The 19612-nt window shown below is 64.0% G+C and carries 18 protein-coding genes, 3 tRNA genes and 1 pseudogene; 12 read left to right on the forward strand and 10 right to left on the reverse strand.

The annotated features are described in order from the left end of the window. Positions 1–29: 29 nt before the first annotated feature. The 4 genes from ettA to J3S28_RS08270 form a co-directional block, all read right to left on the reverse strand. Positions 30–1703, reverse strand: a complete 1674-nt coding sequence (gene ettA / locus J3S28_RS08255; protein ID WP_207839404.1) for an energy-dependent translational throttle protein EttA — start codon at positions 1701–1703, stop codon at positions 30–32. 123 nt (positions 1704–1826) lie between these two features. Next, entirely contained in the window at positions 1827–3113 is a 1287-nt protein-coding gene (locus tag J3S28_RS08260) for a GAF domain-containing protein (protein ID WP_307796955.1), read from the reverse strand. Then, on the reverse strand, positions 3114–3893 hold the full coding sequence (locus J3S28_RS08265; protein ID WP_207839405.1) for an acetoin reductase: 780 nt from the start codon (positions 3891–3893) through the stop codon (positions 3114–3116). It lies immediately after the preceding gene. Further along, on the reverse strand, positions 3890–4948 hold the full coding sequence (locus J3S28_RS08270; RefSeq protein WP_207839406.1) for a 2,3-butanediol dehydrogenase: 1059 nt from the start codon (positions 4946–4948) through the stop codon (positions 3890–3892). Before J3S28_RS08270 ends, J3S28_RS08265 begins: the two co-directional genes overlap by 4 nt. A gap of 197 nt (positions 4949–5145) precedes the next feature. On the opposite strand from J3S28_RS08270, the gene J3S28_RS08275 reads away from it, so the two are divergent. Then, a complete protein-coding gene (locus tag J3S28_RS08275; RefSeq protein WP_372435973.1) occupies positions 5146–6348 on the forward strand; it encodes a hypothetical protein in 1203 nt (400 codons plus the stop codon). 2 nt (positions 6349–6350) lie between these two features. Here J3S28_RS08275 and J3S28_RS08280 read toward each other — a convergent pair whose 3' ends face one another. Both J3S28_RS08280 and J3S28_RS08285 read right to left on the reverse strand, forming a co-directional pair. After that, a complete protein-coding gene (locus J3S28_RS08280) occupies positions 6351–6797 on the reverse strand; it encodes a single-stranded DNA-binding protein (protein ID WP_207839602.1) in 447 nt (148 codons plus the stop codon). 148 nt (positions 6798–6945) lie between these two features. Beyond that, positions 6946–9156, reverse strand: a complete 2211-nt coding sequence (locus J3S28_RS08285) for a bifunctional copper resistance protein CopD/cytochrome c oxidase assembly protein (RefSeq protein ID WP_207839407.1) — start codon at positions 9154–9156, stop codon at positions 6946–6948. On the opposite strand from J3S28_RS08285, the gene J3S28_RS08290 reads away from it, so the two are divergent. The 6 genes from J3S28_RS08290 to cmrA all read left to right on the forward strand — a co-directional run bounded on the left by J3S28_RS08290 (position 9157) and on the right by cmrA (position 14737). Further along, positions 9157–9233, forward strand: a tRNA-Arg gene (locus J3S28_RS08290). It begins immediately after the preceding gene. 90 nt (positions 9234–9323) lie between these two features. Next, entirely contained in the window at positions 9324–9722 is a 399-nt protein-coding gene (locus tag J3S28_RS08295) for a DUF6188 family protein (protein ID WP_207839409.1), read from the forward strand. Between the two features lie 64 nt (positions 9723–9786). Next, entirely contained in the window at positions 9787–11124 is a 1338-nt protein-coding gene (locus J3S28_RS08300; protein ID WP_237341152.1) for an HNH endonuclease, read from the forward strand. Between the two features lie 79 nt (positions 11125–11203). After that, positions 11204–11761, forward strand: a complete 558-nt coding sequence (locus tag J3S28_RS08305) for a PadR family transcriptional regulator (RefSeq protein WP_207839410.1) — start codon at positions 11204–11206, stop codon at positions 11759–11761. Between the two features lie 39 nt (positions 11762–11800). Beyond that, entirely contained in the window at positions 11801–13846 is a 2046-nt protein-coding gene (locus J3S28_RS08310; RefSeq protein ID WP_207839411.1) for an NADPH-dependent 2,4-dienoyl-CoA reductase, read from the forward strand. An 87-nt stretch (positions 13847–13933) separates the two neighbouring features. Then, positions 13934–14737 (forward strand): mycolate reductase, encoded by an 804-nt coding sequence (gene cmrA, locus J3S28_RS08315; RefSeq protein WP_207839412.1) that lies wholly within the window; start codon positions 13934–13936, stop codon positions 14735–14737. A 72-nt stretch (positions 14738–14809) separates the two neighbouring features. On the opposite strand, the pseudogene J3S28_RS08320 reads toward cmrA, so the two are convergent. Next, positions 14810–14971: pseudogene (locus tag J3S28_RS08320) on the reverse strand (helicase HerA-like domain-containing protein); the annotation flags it as partial. A 104-nt stretch (positions 14972–15075) separates the two neighbouring features. On the opposite strand from J3S28_RS08320, the gene orn reads away from it, so the two are divergent. Both orn and J3S28_RS08330 read left to right on the forward strand, forming a co-directional pair. Then, entirely contained in the window at positions 15076–15675 is a 600-nt protein-coding gene (orn, locus tag J3S28_RS08325) for an oligoribonuclease (RefSeq protein ID WP_084838668.1), read from the forward strand. A gap of 83 nt (positions 15676–15758) precedes the next feature. Then, positions 15759–15831 (forward strand) — tRNA-His (locus tag J3S28_RS08330). Positions 15832–15978: 147 nt separating this feature from the next. Here J3S28_RS08330 and J3S28_RS08335 read toward each other — a convergent pair. After that, positions 15979–17190 carry a L,D-transpeptidase gene (locus J3S28_RS08335; protein WP_207839413.1) on the reverse strand — a complete coding sequence of 404 codons (1212 nt, stop codon included), beginning with the start codon at positions 17188–17190 and terminating at the stop codon, positions 15979–15981. A gap of 206 nt (positions 17191–17396) precedes the next feature. Between J3S28_RS08335 and J3S28_RS08340 the strand changes: the two genes are divergently transcribed. Continuing rightward, positions 17397–17469: transfer RNA gene (locus J3S28_RS08340), tRNA-Lys, on the forward strand. Positions 17470–17634: 165 nt separating this feature from the next. Here the strand turns inward: J3S28_RS08340 and J3S28_RS08345 are convergent. Further along, positions 17635–17856, reverse strand: coding sequence for a DUF3618 domain-containing protein (locus J3S28_RS08345; protein ID WP_084891930.1), 222 nt, complete (start codon positions 17854–17856; stop codon positions 17635–17637). A gap of 139 nt (positions 17857–17995) precedes the next feature. On the opposite strand from J3S28_RS08345, the gene bcp reads away from it, so the two are divergent. Next, positions 17996–18469, forward strand: a complete 474-nt coding sequence (bcp, locus tag J3S28_RS08350) for a thioredoxin-dependent thiol peroxidase (protein WP_207839414.1) — start codon at positions 17996–17998, stop codon at positions 18467–18469. Positions 18470–18489: 20 nt separating this feature from the next. Then, entirely contained in the window at positions 18490–19179 is a 690-nt protein-coding gene (locus J3S28_RS08355) for a TetR/AcrR family transcriptional regulator (protein ID WP_237341153.1), read from the forward strand. A 4-nt stretch (positions 19180–19183) separates the two neighbouring features. Here the strand turns inward: J3S28_RS08355 and acpS are convergent, their stop codons facing one another. Further along, positions 19184–19588: a holo-ACP synthase AcpS gene (gene acpS / locus J3S28_RS08360; protein WP_207839415.1), complete on the reverse strand. Its 405-nt coding sequence runs from the start codon at positions 19586–19588 to the stop codon at positions 19184–19186. Between the last annotated feature and the right edge of the window lie 24 nt (positions 19589–19612).

Consider the following 19612-nt stretch of genomic DNA (forward strand, 5'->3'; position numbering starts at 1 on the left):
TGGTAGTGATGGCCACCGGTCCGGGATGTCTAATCCCGGGTCAGCTTCCGGTGTGTCACCGAATGCGGACGGGCCGCATCCGCACCGAGGCGGTCGATCTTGTTCGCCTCATACGCCTCGAAGTTGCCCTCGAACCAGAACCATTTGCCTTCTTCGACGTTGCCCTCCCACGCCAAGATGTGGGTGCAGGTTCGGTCGAGGAACCAGCGGTCGTGCGAGATGACCACGGCGCACCCGGGAAACTGCTCGAGCGCATTCTCCAGCGAGCCGAGGGTTTCGACGTCGAGGTCGTTGGTGGGCTCGTCGAGCAGGATCAGGTTTCCGCCCTCTTTGAGGGTCAGGGCGAGGTTCAGGCGGTTCCGCTCGCCACCGGAGAGCACCTCGGCTTTCTTCTGCTGATCCGGGCCCTTGAAACCGAACGCGCTGACGTAGGCGCGCGAAGGCATCTCGTTCTGGCCGACCTCGATGAAGTCGAGTCCGTCAGAAACGACCTCCCAGACGTTCTTCTTGGGGTCGATGTTCGCGCGGTTCTGGTCGACGTAGCTGAGGCGGACCGTCTCGCCCACCTTCACCTCGCCCGAGTCCGGCTCTTCCAGACCCACGATGGTCTTGAAGAGCGTGGTCTTGCCGACACCGTTGGGGCCGATGACGCCGACGATGCCGTTTCGGGGCAGGGTGAACGACAAGTCCTTGATGAGCACCCGGCCGTCGAATCCCTTGTCGAGGTTCTTGACGTTGACGACCACATCGCCGAGGCGCGGCGGCGTCGGGATCTGGATCTCCTCGAAGTCGAGCTTGCGCATCTTGTCGGCTTCGGCGGCCATCTCCTCGTACCGACCCAGACGCGCCTTGTTCTTGGTCTGACGTGCCTTCGATCCGGATCGAACCCATGCGAGTTCTTCCTTCAGGCGACGCTGCAGCTTCTGGTCCTTCTTGCCCTGGACCTCGAGGCGCTCGGCCTTCTTCTCCAGGTACGTGGAGTAGTTGCCCTCGTACGGGTGCAGCTTGCCGCGATCGACCTCACAGATCCACTGCGCAACGTGATCGAGGAAGTAACGGTCGTGAGTGACGGCCAGCACGGCGCCGGGGTATGACGCCAGGTACTGCTCGAGCCAGAGCACACTCTCGGCGTCGAGGTGGTTGGTGGGCTCATCGAGGAGCAGCAGGTCAGGCTTCTGCAGCAGCAGCTTGCACAGCGCGACGCGACGACGCTCACCACCGGAGAGGTGGGTGACCGGCTCGTCCGCGGGCGGGCACCGCAGAGCGTCCATCGCCTGCTCCAGCTGGGAGTCGAGGTCCCAGGCGTCACCGTGGTCCAGCGCCTCCTGCAGCTTGCCCATCTCTTCCATGAGCTCGTCCGAGTAGTCGGTGGCCATCAGTTCGGCGATCTCGTTGAACCGGTCGAGCTGTTCCTTGATCAGGCCCATGCCCTCTTCGACGTTCTGCCGGACCGTCTTTTCCTCGTTGAGCTTGGGTTCCTGCATGAGGATGCCGACGCTCGCACCCGGATCCAGGAACGCCTCGCCATTCGACGGCTGGTCGATCCCGGCCATGATCTTCAGGATGGACGACTTACCGGCACCATTGGGGCCCACCACCCCGATCTTGGCGCCGGGATAGAACGACATTGTGACATCGTCGAGAATCACCTTGTCGCCGTGTGCTTTTCGCACCTTTTTCATTGTGTAAATGAACTCTGCCACGTTATGGCCTCTCTACCTGATCGCAAGTGTCACCGCGGTTGGCGGGCCGATCGACTGCGCCTGCAGCAATCGGCAACTCCTCCAGCGTAGTGGGTCATCGCTGCCCCGCCGGCCCGGGCGAGCCTACTCGTCGGCCACGACAGATCGGTGACGCCCGATCGTCGCGGCCAGGGAATGCGGTAGCAAGCGCGAACGGTCTGCGGGAAGCATCAGATCCAGTGCCATGTCGTCTGCAAACCGGTAGGGCTGCGCAGCGAGAACCCCGACCAAATACTTCCGTAACCGCGACATCTCGGCGCGCACGGTGATCGCCCTTCCACGGTCACCGAAGATGTCCGCGGCAAGTTCTGCGGCTGAGGTCCCGGCCGGCGTCACCGCCAGCAAGAAGAGGATTTCTGCGTGCCGTGGCGACAGCTCGTGCGACCACGACCCCAGCTCCGTCTGGACGTGGATGTTGCTGTGGTGGGGGTCGCGTAGATCCAGACGTACCCGGGATCGGACGCCGATCGTCGTCGGATCGTCGCCGGCCGGCAGCACGAGCCAACCCCCTGGCAGCGGTTCGACATCACATACGCCGAGCTCAGGCAGCCACGCCGTACCTGCCTGCACGCGTGTCGGCAGCGCGATGCGACCACGATCGATCGTCCTACCCACCGCTGCGACCCACCCGTGGTTGTCCACGGCCAGCGCCGGCCGGTGTGCCGCGGCGAGTAACGGCGCGGCGACCGACCGCAGACCGTCCAGCTGACGACGGTGCTGTTCCCGGAGGCTCGACTCGGTGAGACGGGCCACCGCGTCCACCAGGGCCAGCACCATCGGCGCCACTGTGTTCGCCGGCCCGCTCACGTCGATTGCACCCATCAGTCGGCCATCGCGCGGATCGCGGATGGGCGAACCCGAGCAGGTCCAGGCGTGATGACTTCGCAGGAAGTGTTCGGCAGAGAAGATCTGGACGGCTGTGCGGGACACCAGAGCCGTCCCGATCGCATTGGTTCCCGCCGAGTCCTCGGCCCAATCGGCTCCTTCGACAAAGCCGAGCCGATCCGCCCGGTTCAGGACTGCCCGAGCACCACTACGCCAGAGCACCTTTCCATGACTGTCGGTGACCACCACGATGTTGTCACCGCCTGCAGTTGCAGCGGCAAGGCCTCCGATCAGATCAGGCAGCAGCGGCGCCAAACCCGATTCGCGTCGTCGTAGCTCGAGGTCGGCGACGATCGGTCGCGGCCGCACCGCTTCGGGATCGACCCCTCCGCGTCGCAGCCGGAGCCAGGACGCACTGATCAGATCCCGCGGACGAGCGGGGGACTTGCCGCCGGCCATCGTTGCGTCGTAGACCTCGGCGAGGACCTGCGCGTAACTGCGCGGGTCCTCGCCTGCGGGAACTGCCGGTTCGATGTCGGTACCCACCTAGCGGTAGACCAATCCGCCGTCGATCATCACCGACTGTCCCGTCATGTAGTCCGCGTCGGCTCCGGCGAGATACGACACGAAAGACGCGACGTCCTCGGCGGTCTCCGCGCGCCCGAGTGCAATACCCTCAACGAATTTCTCGTAGGTGGCACCGACCGGTGCACCGGTGAGATCCGCGAAGCGCTGATCGATGGTCACCCACATGTCCGTGCCCACCACGCCCGGGCAATAGGCGTTCACCGTGATCTTCTCCGAGGCATACTCTTTCGCCGCGGCCTGGGTCAGCGCTCGAACCGCGAACTTCGTCGCGCTGTAGACACCGAGCATCGCAAACCCGTCGTGGCCCGCGATCGACGACGCATTGATGATCTTGCCGCCATGGCCGAGTTGTCGGAACTTCGCCGCCGCAGCCTGGATACCCCACAGGACACCGTCGACATTGATTGCCCAGATCTTCGACAGCTGCGCCGGTGTCACATCGTCCAGTGGCGAGACCTGCGCGATGCCGGCATTGTTCACCATGATGTCGAGACCGCCGAGCGCGACGGCAGCGGAATCGACCGCTGCAAAGACCTGATCGCGGTCGGCCACATCCGCCTCGATCGCTTCCGCTTTCCTGCCGATTCCACGGATTTCGGCGGCCACCGACGTGATGCCTTCGACATTCACGTCCACGAGGGCGACGTCGGCGCCATCGCGGGCGAGACGAAGGGCGATACCGCGACCTATCCCCTGGCCCCCGCCCGTGATCAGTGCGACCCTTCCGTCCAGGCTCATCGGAGCACCTGCGCAGACGGATCGATCAGAACTTTCATCTTGGTGCCGGCGTGGAGAGCTTCGAAGCCCTCGTCGAGCACGTCCTCCAGAGCGATCGTGCTGACCCATCCGGTGGTGTCGTAACGGCCCTGGGACATCAGGTCGATCACGGCCTCATAGTCGGCAGAGGTGTAACACAACGAACCCTGGATCCGGGACTCGTTCATCACAAGATTGAGAAGTGGTGTGGTCAGGGGCTTCTCGTAGATGGCAACGCTCACCATCGGGGATCGGGCGCCGACGCAGGCGAGGGCCGTCTGCACGGCAGGCTCCACACCGGCGGCGTCGTAGGCGGCGTCCGCGCCACGTCCACCGGTGGTGTCTGCGATGAATCCGGGGACGTCCACTGCCGTGGGGTCGAGTGTCCGGGCTCCCAGCACCTCGATCGCCGCACGTCTGGTCGACGATGGCTCGACGACGTAGACGTCCTCCAGACCCATCCCGGTAAGCGCAAACCACAGACCGATGCCGATCGGGCCGGCCCCGAAGACCATCGCGGTCTCACCCGGATGCACATCACCCAGCGACGCTGCGTGGTACGCCACCGACATCGGTTCGACGAGAGCGCCGAGTTCGAGCGAGACGTTGTCGGGGAGCTTGTGGAGCATCCGCTGGGGCACCACAGTGTATTCGGCCATGCCGCCGTCGGACATCAAGCCGTGGAAGCCGATCTGCGCGCAGATGTTGTAGTTGCCCGCACGGCACGAGTGACAGTTGTCGCAACGGTAGAGCGGCTCGACGGCGACCCGATCGCCCGGCGAATGGCCGGTGACCCCCTGGCCCACCTCGGTGATCGTGCCCGAGAACTCATGGCCCATCACCAGCGGTAGTTGCTGACCCGTCAACGGGTGGGGCTCGGTCGGGATGAAGATCGGGCCGGCGTAGTACTCGTGCAGGTCGGTTCCGCAGATCCCGTTGAATCCGACCCTGATCTTCACCTCACCCGGCCCTGGGTGCGGCTCCGGCACGTCGCTGACCTCGAGCTTGTTCGGCCCGTAGTAGACGGCTGCTTGCATCACTGCCTCCTTGCTCGGCGATGGCGGATGCCACCGATGGGCTGAACGTATGTGAGCCAGCGCACAGCCCGACAGGGTTGCAGGGCGTTGCATTCGACCGCTCCGGCACGACGTCGCGACTGCAACCCCTCGCAACCCTGCCGGCTCGGCTGTGATCCAGATCATGGTTACGGCGCTGATCTGACCAACCAAAGGAGATCGAGATGGCGACAAGAACACCACCGGCGGCGGGATCGCCCGCACCCGCTGCGGACCCGACACCCGATCCGTCCGCGCCGGGAGGAAACGCCGCGGCCCCTTCGCGCTGGGTTCTGTTCGGACTCGCAAATCTTGTGGTTGTGGTGGTGGTGTCGGTGGCGAGCTGGTATCTGCTGGCCGACCCCGAGCTCAGTCCGTGGAGTTTCTATCCCCTCCCGTTCAACGCCGCTCTGTTCTGGGCAATCCTGTTCGTGGTGTTCATCGGCTTCAACGCCGAGTTCGCCGGCTTCGGCCGCATACGGCAGCCGTGGCGCGGCCTCGCGATCGCCGCAGCGACGGGGCTGTTCTCAGTCGGTCTGACGTTGGTGCTCGCCCAGGGTCTGGGACACATCGATCCCGACTTCGCAGTCGGCCGTGACGGTGGACTCGGTTATTTCACCGGAGCACTGTTCGTGCTGTTCGGTTTCGGGACCTTCGTGATGGCCGTTGTGAACTGGCAGCACTGGCCCTGGCCACAGCTCGGCCTGAAACAACCCGCGGTAGGCCTCGCCGAGATCGCGGCCGTCGCCGGACCGACCATGGTGGTGTATTTCGTCATCGGTTTACCGTCGGTGTCCCTGAGTAGCGGTGACCCCCTGATGTCGGTCGACACCGTGCTCGGCTGGTTCTACGCGATCATCGTCTCGGTCATCCTCACCGGACAGACCCTGGACAACTGGCCGTGGCGACTCGTGGGCAGTCCCGGCCGCGTTGCGCTGGCCGCGACCATCGGCAACGTCGCGTTCGGAACACTCCTCTATTTCGCCGCCCTGCCGCTGATCAGGGTGCTGCTCGGTTCTCTCACCGTTGACGGCCTCGGCGACACCCTCCACCAATATCCCGCCCAACTGGGCGTGTGCTGGGCTTTCTGGATGATCCTCTGGGCCAACGCTTTCGGTAACCGTCCCACCGGATTCGGCACGGCCGCCAATCTCGCGACCCGGACGGTCGTCACGTTGGCGCTGGCCGTCGCGACGTTCGTCTTCTATTACCGCTTCGCCGCCGAGCACATCTTGCACGAACCCGCCGCAGCACCCGGTATCAGCGGAAACGCCCTGGGCTTCATCGATTGGCTGGTCTTGTGGACCCTGCTGTACGTGGTCGGGTTCGGATCACTCGGCCTGCGGCGACTCTCAGCGGGAGAACCGGTCGCAGCGGAGTGAGATCAGGCGGCCGCCTCGTCGGTGTACCCAACTGGCTGCGTCACCACCTCCGGCGGTTCGGTCACGGATTGACCCGGGCCGCCGCGGGTGGTCGCTCCGACGTAGGTCACCTCGCAGCGACTGAGGTCCAGACCCACCGTCGTCGCGGTCATCTCGAGATCGGCGCGCCGCTCTCCGTTGTCGGCCACGTACTCGTTGGTCTTGATTTGCCCGTGGGCGATGACGGGCCTGCCCTTGGCCACCACCGACACGACTCCGTCGATGAGCTTTCGCCAGCAACTGACGGTCAGATACAGGGTCGGGCCGTCGACCCATTCACCATTACGCTTGTCCAGTCGTCGCGAATTGCACGCCATCCGAAACGAGAAGACATCCTCCCCCGCCGCCGTCTGACGACGTCGCGGTTGCGAGATGACGGTACCGATCACGGTCGTATAGGTCTCGTACATGTTCTCCCCCTGCTGATTGTCCCGGCTTGCACCGGTCGACGAACTGATTCGTCTGATCAGCATGACCGCTCGTGCAGAGGTCAGACGGGCCCAACAGGGTCAACTGTGGAGAGTTGATGAGACTGTGGACAACTCGGCAGCAATAGCCTCAGGTGCGGGTCCCCGAGGAGTCTGCATCAGTCTCGACGACCTCATCGACCGGACCGGCGGACCGCGGCTGATCGGGGGTCTGGGGCAGATCAGAGATCGTGGATTGATCAGCACTCTGAGACCGGCCGGAGAGTTGGGCGAGCATCGCGTTGTAGCTTGCCAACTCCGCACCGTCGTCGCGTTCTTCGCGGCGGTCGAACCGCTTTGCCTGTCGTTGGTCCTGCCGACTCCACTGGACCAACAGCGCGAGCATCACCAAGACCAGCGGAATCTCACCCGCCGCCCAGGCGATGCCACCGCCAAGGCGCTGGTCACTCATCAGATCGGGGTTCCATGGCAGCATCAGGCTGTTGTAGTAATTGCGCGCGATGATGTTGTCGGTGCTCATCAACGCGACACCGAAGAACGCGTGGAACGGCAAGGAGCCGAACACCATTGCCAGCTTGGCCACCGGAGACAGCGTGCGCGGCGCCGGGTCGATACCGATGACAACCCAGTAGAAGAGATAACCGCTGACCATGAAGTGCAGGTTCATCACGACGTGCGCCGCGTGGTAGTCCGCCAGTAATTCGAACAGGCCGCCCAGGTACAGCACGTAGTAGCTGCCGACGAACAGTACAGACGCCACCAGCGGGTGGGTCATGAACTTCGAGAACGGACTGTGCAGGAGCGTCAGAATCCATTCCCGGGGTCCCGGCGGTGCGTCGCGCCCGGCCGGTGCCAACGCTCTGAGTGCCAAGGTGACCGGTCCACCGAGTACTAGCAGCACCGGCACCAGCATCGACAGCACCATGTGCGCGATCATGTGCATGCTGAACAGCGCGGGGGCGTATTTGCCCAACCCGGACGACGTGGCGAACAACAGCGCCGCACAGCCCAGCATCCAGGCGATCGTGCGGCCGATCGGCCACGCGTCACCGCGACGACGGAGCCTGATCACTCCCCGCAGATAGACGGCGGCCATGGCGATCGCCAAGGTCCCGAAGAGCAGGTCGAAGCGCCAATCGGTCAGCAGGCTCCCGAAGGTCGGCGCTTCGTCGATCCGATATCCGAGTACGAGTTCGGCGGCCGGCATGTCCGCCGGGTTCACGTTGGCAGGCGGTGGAGTACGCGAGAGACCGACCGCGATACCGAAGGTCGCCGCGAACACGAGCAGCTCGACGAATGCGAATCTGACGAACGGCTTACGCTCGCCGTCGTCGGTCAAGGCCGGGATGGTCGTACGACGATGCCAGGCGCCGAACCCGCCGAGGATCACCAAGGCGGAAAGTTTTGCGAGCACCAGTTGCCCGTAGGTCTCGGTGAAGAGTTGATCGATGTGCACGCGAACGAGAGCGTTGATGACACCGCTGGCACCGACGACGATGAAGCACCAGAAGGCCACCCGCGAATACCGCCGGGCTGCGAGCGCCGTGAACTGCCCACCCCCGCGTGCGTAGGCCAGCAGTGCGAACAGGCCACCCATCCAGAGGCAGGCGCCGACGATGTGCAGGATCAGACTGTTGGTGGCCACATCGTGGCTTCCGCCGGTCGAAGAATGCCCCGCGATGGCTATCGGCATCAGCGTCAGCAACGCCAACGGCACAGTGATGAGGGTCCAGGTCCATCGCAACGCGATCCGGGCGACGATCGCGCAGATCAGAGCGAAGATCGCCGTCCACAACCATGATCGCGCATCGGCCACCTGGTCGAAGGCTGTCGTCATGCGATCGACGGTGAGGGTCTCCGACAACGGAAAGCCGGACGCATCTGAGATCGTCAGCGGGATCATGAGCAGTGCCGCGATCGCCCAGACCAACGCTCCCACCGATGCGAACCGGATTGCGCGGTACCCGCCGACGTCGAGAATCCCGTCGGGTTGAGGCGGAACGAAGAACGCTGCGAACAGCGCCCCGCCCACGGCCACCACGGCACCGATCTCGCCGATCGTCTGCACGGTGGGCAGCCCGTAGCGTGTCAGCGCGCCGGGATCACCGACGCCGGCCAGATCCAGCGCCTCACTCGCGGAGATCGCGGTGACAGCAATAGCAACGGCGGCCGCAACCCAGGCCAGCACCCAACCGATGCTCGCCGCGGCACTACGGCGGATGTCGATCGAATCGGCGCTCGGCGTACTCACTCTTTCAGGGTAGGCACCGCGCCGGTGTGACTTGCGTCCGCCCGCTCGAGCCGGGGCCGATATACTCACTCGCGCCGGTTGCACCGGCATGCCTCCGTAGCTCAGGTGGATAGAGCAAGAGCCTTCTAATCTCTAGGTCGCAGGTTCGAGTCCTGCCGGGGGCACCACGTTTGTCGAGGACTACGTCCCGAGATCGGGACGCTGATCGGTCCTGCAGGTATACCGTCGAGTGTGACGTCCACCACACGGAGGTTGCCATGCAACTGTGGATACAAAGCCACGTCGTCGAGCGCCTGACATTCGATGACAATCTGACCCTGTTCTTCAACGGCCATCACGAGTTGGTGTTGTGGGTGCCGTTCTCACTCACCTCGCCACCGGTCGGCGGGCGCGGAATCGATCACGACGACATCGACCCCGCGCGCGTGATCCCCGAGCAGCGCCCCCTGTTCACGATGCTCGGCCACCACTGTGATGTCGCCGAGTGCGACGACCACGGCGCATTGCATCTCGAGTTCGGTGACGGCAGCTCCATCGACCTTCCCACCGACCCGAGCCGCCCATCCTGGGAGCTGTTCGCCAAGCGCCGCGGCTACGCCACGTGCGAACGGACCGACGAGGTCCGCATCATCGAGCACCATCACGCGGTGTCCTGACCGCCAACTCTTTCGCGCCCGCGGGCTTGTCACACCCCTGATCTACACTTCGAACAAAGATTCGATGGGAACATCAGGGGGCGGCATGATCGGCATCCAAGAGGTATCTCTGCTGCGAACGCAGTTGCAAGAGTTGGACTTCGACGTATCGCCGACGGAGTCGGTTGACCAGCTCACGGCCCTCGAAGAACTCAAAGCATCATGTGCGGCGGCGCAAGCCAGCGCGGTGATGAATCTGAATGTCAAACGCCGCGCAGAGCATCGCGCCCAGGGACTTCCGGAGAACAAGGTCGGAATGGGAGTGGCCTCAGAGGTCGGACTCGCCGCGCGCGTCTCACCCAGCCGTGGGAGTCGGATGCTGGGCTTCGCCCGCGCCCTGGTCGACGAGATGCCCCACACGATGGCCGCGCTCCGATCCGGCCTGCTCTCGGAATGGCGCGCCACCATTCTCGTCAGGGAAACCGCGTACCTCGACCTCACCGACCGACAGGCCATCGACGCGGAACTGTGCCGCGATCCAGCTGCACTCCACGGGATCGGTGACAAGAGACTCGAGGCGCGAGCAAAAGCCCTGGCGTATGAGCTCGATCCACACGCAGTGGTCGCCCGGGTCGGCAAAGCCGAGAAAGACCGCAGGGTCACCTCACGCCCGGCACCTGATTGCATGGCCTCGGTCACCGCCTTGCTGCCAGTCGCCAAAGGAGTCGGGGTGATCGCCGCGCTGCGCCGTGCCGCCGACCTCCACACCGCCGAGGGGGATGGACGCTCGCGAGATCAGATCATGGCCGACGTCCTGTTCGAGCGAGTCACCGGATGCACCGCGGTCGACGGACCTCCCGTCACGGTGAACCTGGTGTTGTCGGACTCTGCGCTGATGGGCAAGACGAACGGCGCGGCACACGTCCAGGACTACGGACCCATCCCTGCCGAGATCGCGCGCCAACTCATCGCCACCGCCGCCGGGCGCGACACCGAACTCGCGTTGCGTCGGCTCTACGCCCGACCTGCAACAGGCGCCCTGGTGGCGATGGAATCAGTCGCGCGCACGTTCCCCAAAGCCCTCGCACTTCTGATCCAGCTTCGTGACCAAACCTGTCGAACACCGTTCTGCGACGCTCCGATCCGCCATATCGACCACATCGAACCGCACGCTCGCGGCGGTCCGACCACAGACAAAAACGGCCAGGGCCTCTGTGAATCATGCAATCACGCCAAACAGGCACCGGGCTGGCATTCCGAGAGCAAGTCGCCAGGGGGTGGCCGGCATACGGTGACCGTCACCACCCCGACCGGCCATCGGCACACATCGGTGGCCCCAGCGGTGAGCGTCAGATCGTCGACGCGAACCATGCCATCGGCCAGCCGGGTCGAGACCCATCTGTATGAGCTGGTCGCCGCGTAGGAGTAACCACATCGGACTATGAACTCCGGACATATGAACACTGTTGCATAGTGCCCTGTTGCATTGGTATGGTTCCGCCGTGGCCCTCGAACACGCGATCATGACCTCGCTGGCTGAGCGACCCGGGACCGGTTACGAGATCGGTCAGCAATTCACCCGGTCGATCGGCCACTTCTGGTCTGCCACCCATCAGCAGATCTACCGAACGCTCAAAAAGCTGCACGCCGATGGATTGGTCAGTTACGAATCGGTCGCGCAAGACGGAAGGCCGGACAAGAAGGTCTACACGTTGTCTGCGGAAGGCCGTGTGGCTCTGCGGGAATGGGTCAGCTCCCCTACCGAACCCCGCCAGTTACGCGACGAATTGGGCGTGAAGATCCGCGCCGCCGAATCCACCGATCTCCCCGACCTCATCGCCGAACTGCGGCGTCACCGCGCACTCCACGAAGAGCGCCTGCGCCTCTACCAAGAATTCGAGAAAGACGACTACCCCGATCCCGATTCCCTGAACTTGCGCAAGCTCAAGCAATACCTCGTGTTGCGCGGCGGCGTCCGTATCGAGGCCGGATTCATCGAGTGGTGCGACGAGGTGATCGGCGCACTCGAGAGTGTTGTCAGCCGAACGCCTGAAGTCTGAACATCGCGGTCAGCCCCCGCGGACGAAGAAAGGTTTCATATGACTAGTCCATACCCGAAGTTGTTCGAACCGTTGACGATCAACAAAGTCGAACTGAAGAACCGCGTCATCATGGGTTCGATGCACATCGGCCTCGAGGACCGGATCTGGGACGTCGACAAACTCGCCGCCTACTACGCCGAGCGCGCTCGCGGCGGAGCGGGACTCATCATCACCGGCGGCATCGCCCCGACCCGCGCGGGCCTGCTCATGCCGTTCGGCGGCAAACTGACCAACAAGATCGACGTGATTCGGCATCGCCGACTGACCAGCGCCGTGCACAAAGAAGACGGCAAGATCGCGATGCAGGTCCTCTACGCCGGCCGCTATGGGTACACGCCGTTCAAGTTCGGTGTGAGCTGGGAGAAGTCACCGGTTCACCCGTTCCAGCCGATCAAGATGACCAACGCGATCATCAAACACGCAATCTGGTCGTTCGGCCGTTGCGCGAAACTCGCGCAGGACGCAGGTTACGACGGTATCGAGATCATGGGCGGCGAGGGCTACCTGCTGAACACCTTTCTGTGCACTCGTACCAACAATCGCACCGACAAATGGGGCGGCAGCACCGAGAATCGCCAACGAATCGTCGTCGAGATCGTCAAAGAGATCCGCAAGCGAGTCGGACCCGACTTCATGGTCATCATGCGCCAGTCCATCGCCGATCTGGTCAAGGACGGCCAGACGTGGGACGAGATCGCCTTGCTCGCACGTAAACTCGAGCAACACGGCGTCGACGCCATCAACACCGACATCGGCTGGCACGAGGCGCAGGTCCCGACCATCGTCACCTCGGTTCCGCGCGGCGCCTTCGTCAGCTACACCGAGCGGCTTCGCGAAGAGGTGTCGATCCCGTTGATCGCCTCCAACCGCATCAACACCCCTGAACTCGGCGAGCAGATCCTCGAAGGTGGCCGGGTGGATGCCATCTCGATGGCGCGGCCGTTGCTCGCCGACCCAGAGTTCGCCAACAAAGCCAAAGAGGGACGTGGCGACGAGATCAACACCTGCATCGCATGCAACCAGGCCTGCCTCGACCATGCGTTCGTCGGCAAGAAGGTGTCATGCCTGCTCAACCCGCGAGCAGGTCGCGAGACCACACTCACCCTCGGCCTCACCAAGCGGTCCAAGCGGGTCGCGGTCGTCGGGGCGGGTCCGGCCGGACTCGCCGCTGCGGTCTCCGCTGCGAAACGCGGGCACGAAGTGCACCTCTACGAAGCAGGCCCGAGCATCGGAGGCCAGTTCTCGATCGCCGCTCGAATCCCCGGCAAAGAAGAGTTCTCCGAGACCATTCGGTACTTCACCACCGCACTGGCAGTCACGGGAGTGCACGTTCACCTCAACACGTGGGCAAGCGCCGATGACCTCATCGCGCAGAAGTTCGATGACGTCGTCGTTGCCACCGGCGTGACGCCGCGCATGCCCGACATCCCGGGTATCGATCACCCCAAGGTGCTCTCCTACGCCGAAGCGGTTCTGGGGCACAAGAAGATCGGTAAGACCGTCGCCGTCATCGGTGCCGGGGGTATCGGCTTCGACGTCACGGAGTTCTTGACGGTCGACGACTCCCCCACCCTGAACATCAAGGAGTGGGAGCACGAATGGGGCATCACCGACGATCTGACGGTCCCCGGTTTCGTCGGCAGACCGCGACCCACCCCCGCCGTTCGCACGGTGTTCTTGGTGCAGCGCAAATCCGGCCGCCAGGGTAAGACACTCGGCAAGACGTCAGGTTGGGTGCACCGCGCAACCGTGAAGATGAAGGGCGTGGAACAGATCTCGGGTGCCAGCTACGACAAGATCGACGACGAAGGCCTGCACCTGAGCTTTGCGCCCAAGGAAGAGGGTGGCGAGCGCATCCACCGAATCCTCGACGTCGAGACCGTGGTGGTCTGTGCAGGTCAGGAATCGGTGCGCGATCTCGTCGATCCACTGACTCTGGGCGGCGTCAACACCCATGTCATCGGTGGCGCCGACGTCGCCGCAGAACTCGACGCCAAGCGCGCGATCCGCCAAGGTACAGAGGTCGCGGCCAGTATCGTCTGATTTCGCTGGGCCATCAGGAGGCCTCCGAGGCAGATACCCCCTCGGAGGCCTTCTCCAGCCCATGCACGGCCGGTTACGATCTGCGCCATGGGTATTCCAGCACCATCATCGTCGGCCAGGGCCGTGGTCACCGGGGCCTCATCGGGAATCGGCGAAGCTCTGGCCACCGAATTGGCCCGTCGTGGTCATTCACTGATCCTCGTGGCACGCCGTGAAGTGATCCTGCAGGCCACCGCCGTCGACCTCGCAGAACGGTTCGGCGTCGAGGTCGAGGTGATGGCGACCGACCTGTCTGACCCCGAAGCCACCGCTGCGCTGTGCGACGTGCTGGCCGGTCGCGAGGTCTCCATCCTGTGCAACAACGCGGGGATCGCCACATTCGGTCCCCTGGCCGAGCTCGACGCGGAATACGAGCGGGCGCAGGTCCGCCTCAACACCGTTGCGGTGCACGATCTCACCCTCGCGGTGATCCCCCAGATGGTGAAGCGGGGTTCCGGCGGGATCCTGATGGTGGGATCGGCAGCAGGAAACATGCCCATCCCCAACAACGCAACGTACGCGGCGTCGAAGGCCTTCGTGAACAGCCTGTCCGAATCCTTGCGCGGCGAGGTCGCCGCCGACGGTGTCCACGTCACGCTGCTCGCTCCCGGGCCGGTCCGGACTCAGACGCCCACCCCCGAAGAAGCCAGCATCGTCGACCGTGTGGTCCCAGACTTTTTGTGGAACTCGAGCGAGTATGTCGCGAAGTCGAGCCTCGATGCCTTGGAGCGCAACAAGATGCGCGTTGTCCCGGGCGTGCTGTCGAAGTCGATGTCCGTCGCCGGGGGCTACATTCCCAGAAACCTGACCGCACCTATCGTCGGCCGGTTCTACCGAAAGTTCGGCGACTGATTCATCGCTTGCGCCGCGCCGTCCCGAAGATCGACCTCGTGATCTCTCGTCCGGCCGCCGACGCCGCGGAGCGCCGAACGAGGTGATCGTCGCCCGGATCGGCACCCCGATACCTGCAGTGCCCAGCGACACGAACTCCACCGTCGAACCCGTCGGCGTCCAGTCGTCGCCCGTGTCGATGGCCCTGGCGGCCACCTTGTCGTTGGTCGTGCCAGGCCGGCTCAGCCCATTAACCGGCCGCGATTTCTCGGGCAGGCGAAACTGGCTCGGTCACGGTGGACTGTCCTCTCGAGAGACTTGTCTGCTGGCAAAGACTATCGCTGAACTATGGTGCAAGGGTGCAAGACAAACTTGTGTGGATCGACTGCGAGATGACCGGGCTGCAATTGGGCAGCGACAAACTCATCGAGATCGCAGCCCTTGTCACCGACAGCGAACTGAACATCCTCGGGGACGGTGTCGACGTGGTCATCCACGCCGACGACGACGCCCTCGCTGCCATGCCTGCGGTGGTGAAAAAAATGCATGCGGCCTCGGGCCTCACCGAAGAGGTACGCAAATCCACGGTGACGGTCGAGGAGGCCGAGAAAATGGTCCTCGATTACCTCCGCAAAGAGATCGGTAGCTCAGGTGCGGCCCCCTTGGCGGGCAACTCGATCGCCACCGACCGGGGCTTCATCACGCGGGACATGCCCAAGCTCGACGGCTACCTCCATTACCGCATGGTGGACGTCAGCTCGATCAAGGAGCTGTGCAGGCGCTGGTACCCGCGGATCTACTTCGGGCAGCCGGAGAAGGGCCTGTCCCATCGGGCGCTGGCGGACATCCGCGAGTCGATCCGGGAGCTCAAGTACTACCGGGCAACAGCCTTCGTGCCGCAGCCCGGACCCGAGTCGGCGGCGATCGAAGAGGTCACCAAAACCCTCGGTCCTGCATGATTTCGCCTGGCCAGATAACCGATTGGAATTCCTGCCCGGCATGCCGCTAGAGTAAGTCCCTGGTTCCGCTAGCGGTACCGATGGTGGGCGTAGTTCAGTTGGTAGAGCACCAGATTGTGATTCTGGCTGTCGCGGGTTCGAGTCCCGTCGTCCACCCCGACAAGAAGGTCTGTCCCGCATCACGCGGGGCAGGCCTTCTTTCATTCACGACAGGCAAATCCGCTCCACCTACAGAAATCCGCTCCGCTTCCAGGGTTCTGGAAGCGGAGCGGATTGACGGAAGTGGAGCGGATCAGGACCTGGCTAGGCGTTGCCCTTCTTCCAGGTCTCCCACGGGATGTTCCAGTCGCCGAGTCCATCGGTACCCGACAGCTGCGGGCCGACGGTGTTCTTGACCGTCACGATGTCGCCGCGCAGGGAGTTCTGAACCCACCACAGGGCGTTCTCGGGGCTTACGTTGAGGCAGCCGTGGCTCGTGTTCTCGCTACCTTGCGCGTAGACCGACCATGGCGCGGAGTGGATGTAGATCCCGCTCCAGGACATCTGGGTCGCGTAGTCGACGTCGAGCCGGTAGCCGGCCGAAGAGTTGACGGGCACACCGTATGTCGATGAATCCATCACGATGGAGTCGAGACGGTCACCGATGATGTAGGTGCCATTGTCGGTGGGCGTCGAGTCCTTGCCCATCGACGTCGGCATGGTCTTGATGACATTGCCGTTCTCGGTGATCGTGATCGTCTTGGTGTTGTCGTCGGCCGTCGCGATGAGCTCGCGACCGATGGTGAAGTTGGTCTTCAGGTTCTCCTGGCCGAACAGCCCGTCACCGAGATCGATGCCGTAGGTGTTCACAGCCACGTTCACCTTGGTGCCGGGCTTCCAGTAGTTCTCCGGCCGCCAGCGCAGCTCCGTGTCACTGAGCCAGTAAAAAGCACCCTCGGTGGGCGGATCGGTCGTGATCGTGATCGCGTCCTGTGCGGCCTTACGGTTCGGGATCGACTCGTCGAAACGAATCGAGACCGGCATGCCGACACCGACGGTCGAGTTGTTCTCCGGCAGCAGGTAGGCCTGCGTGAGGTTGTTGGGCGAGCTCGTGGTGAACGTGGTTGTCGACTGGGTGCTGCCTCCGATGCCCTTGGCGTCGGCCACGAGCGTGTACTTCTTGTTGTAACCGAAGGAGCCGGCCGGCACAGTCCAGGTCTTCTTGTCCTCCGAGAGGGTTCCCTGGACCGGGGTTCCGCCGGCATTGGTGATCGTGACGTCCGTCAGGCGAGCGTCTTTCGCAGTGACCTTGACCGGTGCTCCGGGCGCGAACCCGACGTCGCCGTCCACGACCGGCTTGTCTGCGAACCCGGTGACCTCGACTGCGGGCTGCAGGAGATCATCGAACGGTGTCGTGCTGACCACCTGATCGCTGTACTTCGGCGGAGTCGGGTCCGTCGAACACGCTGACATGACACCCGCGAGTGTCACGAGGAAAATCACCAGGACAGCGGGCTTGCCAACCCTGCTGCCCATGGAGGCCTGCCGGAACCCCATCTCACTCCAAACATCTGCCTAAGGCCCGACCACGCGGGCAAGAAACCATCTGCGCGAGAGTCTACGTGCAAAGCAGGACAACCGGGAACCGCGAAACACCGCAAAAGCCCTGGTTTACGGCGCGCGCGCCACGCGATTTTCATTTCTCGGGTCCGGCCTGCTACCGTTCCAACTCGAAAGAACGAGCGCCATTAGCTCAATTGGCAGAGCAGCTGACTCTTAATCAGCGGGTTCGGGGTTCGAGTCCCTGATGGCGCACAACGAAGGAAATCCCCGGAGCATGCTCCGGGGATTTTTCCTTTGTGCCGAGCATTTCATCCATTCGGATGACGACACCAGCTGCTGCGCACGCGGATTCACCCGTTCACACAACTGAGAATGGGGGCCGCGACGTCGCGACCCCCATTCGACGAACTCTTCTGATCAGCTCGCGATCTTCTTGATGACGACTGCCAGCACGACGACACCGACTGCGATGAGCGATCCCGCGACCGCAGGCTTGCGCAGTGTTGTCAGCGCCGTGGACTTGGCATCCTCGGCCAGCCGCGCAGGGCTGGCCCGGGTGGCCAGGGCGTCGAGGGTGCCGGCGAGTTCGTCGCGGGCCCGCTCGATGTCGCGTTCGATTCCGTCGGTGTCGCGTCCCACAGGTCCTCCATCTAGTGCTGCGCCGCCTCGCCGGTGGCCAGGTGCGTGTTCGGCCGGTCAGTATCGGCTCTACGGTAGTTCACCACGGCGATCGGCAGTGCTCCGCCACACGTTTGCCCACTCCGCTAGCCTGAAGACGATGACTGAGAACACACGACTCGCGGTAGGCGACAACGCCCCAGGCTTCTCCCTCCCCGACGCCGACGGCAACACCGTCTCGCTGGATGATTTCCGCGGACGGCAGGTGATCGTCTACTTCTATCCCGCGGCCAGTACCCCGGGGTGCACAAAGCAGGCGTGCGATTTCCGCGACAACCTCGCCGAGCTCGGCGGCGAGGGCATCGATGTCGTGGGGATCTCGCCCGACAAGCCGGCGAAGCTCGCCAAGTTCCGTGATGCGGAAGAGCTGACGTTCCCGCTGTTGTCCGACGTCGACAAGTCCGTGCTGACCGCGTGGGGTGCTTTCGGGGAGAAGAAGATGTACGGCAAGACAGTCACCGGGGTCATTCGGTCGACGTTCTTGGTCGATGCCGACGGCACGATCGCACTCGCCCAGTACAACGTGCGGGCAACAGGCCACGTGGCGAAACTCCGCCGCGACCTCGCCGTCTGATCGGAAAGCGTGCGACCCCCATGGCACAGGTGCAGTCCGAACCCGGTACCGGGACTCGCGATGCCCTGAGGCCGGGGGCGTCACGGCTGCTCAGTTCAGAGCCGTTGGTACCCCGGAAACGGCCGACCCAGCAGCGCAGCCAATTGCGTTTCGACGCGATGCTGGCGGCGGCGCGCGATCTGCTGATCGAGGTCGGATTCGAGTCACTCACCTGCGAGCACATCGCACAGCGCGCCGACGTCCCCATCGGCACGCTCTACCAGTACTTCGCCAACAAATACGTGGTGGTCTGCGAACTCGATCGCCAGGACGCCACCGGCGTGCAGAGTGAACTGGCGACCTTCGCGGCGGAGGTCCCATCGCTCGACTGGCCACGCCTGCTCGAGAAGTTCATCGATCACCTGGCCCAGTTGTGGCACGACGATCCGTCGAGGCGCGCGGTGTGGCTCGCAGTGCAGTCGACCCCGGCGACCCGCGCGACCGCCACGGTGCACGAAAGGGCGCTGGCTGCATTGGTCGCTCGGATCATCGCCCCGTTGACGCCCGAGCGCAGCCGCCGGGCGCTGATGTCCGAACTGCTGGTCCACACGGCGTACTCACTACTGAGCTTCTCGGTGCAGGAAGGTCAGAACCACACCGACACGGTCGCCGAGCTCAAGCTCATGCTCGGTCGCTACATGATGCTCGAGGACCCCGAGAACAGTCGCTGACTTCTCAGCTCTCCGGCGGCGCTTCCTCGATGATCGCGACCGCTCCGGCCATGTCACCGTCGTGGGTCAGGGACACGTGGACGACCGTGCCCTGCAGCAGGTCTCCGATCTCGCCGCCGAGCCTGATGGCCGGCCGGCCCCACGTATCGGTCACCACCTCGATGTCGCCGTGACGAATCAAGGGCAGCAACGGTTTACGCGCGAACCGGCTGACCGACCATGCCTTGATGACCGCTTCCTTTGCCGCCCACCGGGCGGCCAGATGCCTCGCCTCGCTGCCGGTGCCGGACGCGGCGTCGCGCCGCTCCCCCACCGTGAACCGGTCCGCGAATGTGGTGCCCGGTTGCTTCAACTGCTCGGCGAAGCCGGGGATCGACACGAGGTCGATCCCCACTCCGATTACCGTCATGCGTCAGACGTTCCCATATTTGGC

The sequence above is a fragment of the Williamsia soli genome (genome assembly GCF_017377795.1).
GTDB lineage: Bacteria > Actinomycetota > Actinomycetes > Mycobacteriales > Mycobacteriaceae > Williamsia > Williamsia soli.

Coding starts and splice junctions, on each gene's coding strand:
- J3S28_RS08265 (WP_207839405.1), bottom strand. CDS start 3,893: ATGAGCCTGGACGGAAGGGTCGCACTGATCACGGGCGGGGGCCAGGGG.
- J3S28_RS08270 (WP_207839406.1), bottom strand. CDS start 4,948: ATGCAAGCAGCCGTCTACTACGGGCCGAACAAGCTCGAGGTCAGCGAC.
- J3S28_RS08280 (WP_207839602.1), bottom strand. CDS start 6,797: ATGTACGAGACCTATACGACCGTGATCGGTACCGTCATCTCGCAACCG.
- J3S28_RS08285 (WP_207839407.1), bottom strand. CDS start 9,156: ATGCCGGTGCAACCGGCGCGAGTGAGTATATCGGCCCCGGCTCGAGCG.
- J3S28_RS08295 (WP_207839409.1), top strand. CDS start 9,324: ATGCAACTGTGGATACAAAGCCACGTCGTCGAGCGCCTGACATTCGAT.
- J3S28_RS08300 (WP_237341152.1), top strand. CDS start 9,787: ATGGGAACATCAGGGGGCGGCATGATCGGCATCCAAGAGGTATCTCTG.
- J3S28_RS08310 (WP_207839411.1), top strand. CDS start 11,801: ATGACTAGTCCATACCCGAAGTTGTTCGAACCGTTGACGATCAACAAA.
- cmrA (WP_207839412.1), top strand. CDS start 13,934: ATGGGTATTCCAGCACCATCATCGTCGGCCAGGGCCGTGGTCACCGGG.
- J3S28_RS08335 (WP_207839413.1), bottom strand. CDS start 17,190: ATGGGCAGCAGGGTTGGCAAGCCCGCTGTCCTGGTGATTTTCCTCGTG.
- bcp (WP_207839414.1), top strand. CDS start 17,996: ATGACTGAGAACACACGACTCGCGGTAGGCGACAACGCCCCAGGCTTC.
- J3S28_RS08355 (WP_237341153.1), top strand. CDS start 18,490: ATGGCACAGGTGCAGTCCGAACCCGGTACCGGGACTCGCGATGCCCTG.
- acpS (WP_207839415.1), bottom strand. CDS start 19,588: ATGACGGTAATCGGAGTGGGGATCGACCTCGTGTCGATCCCCGGCTTC.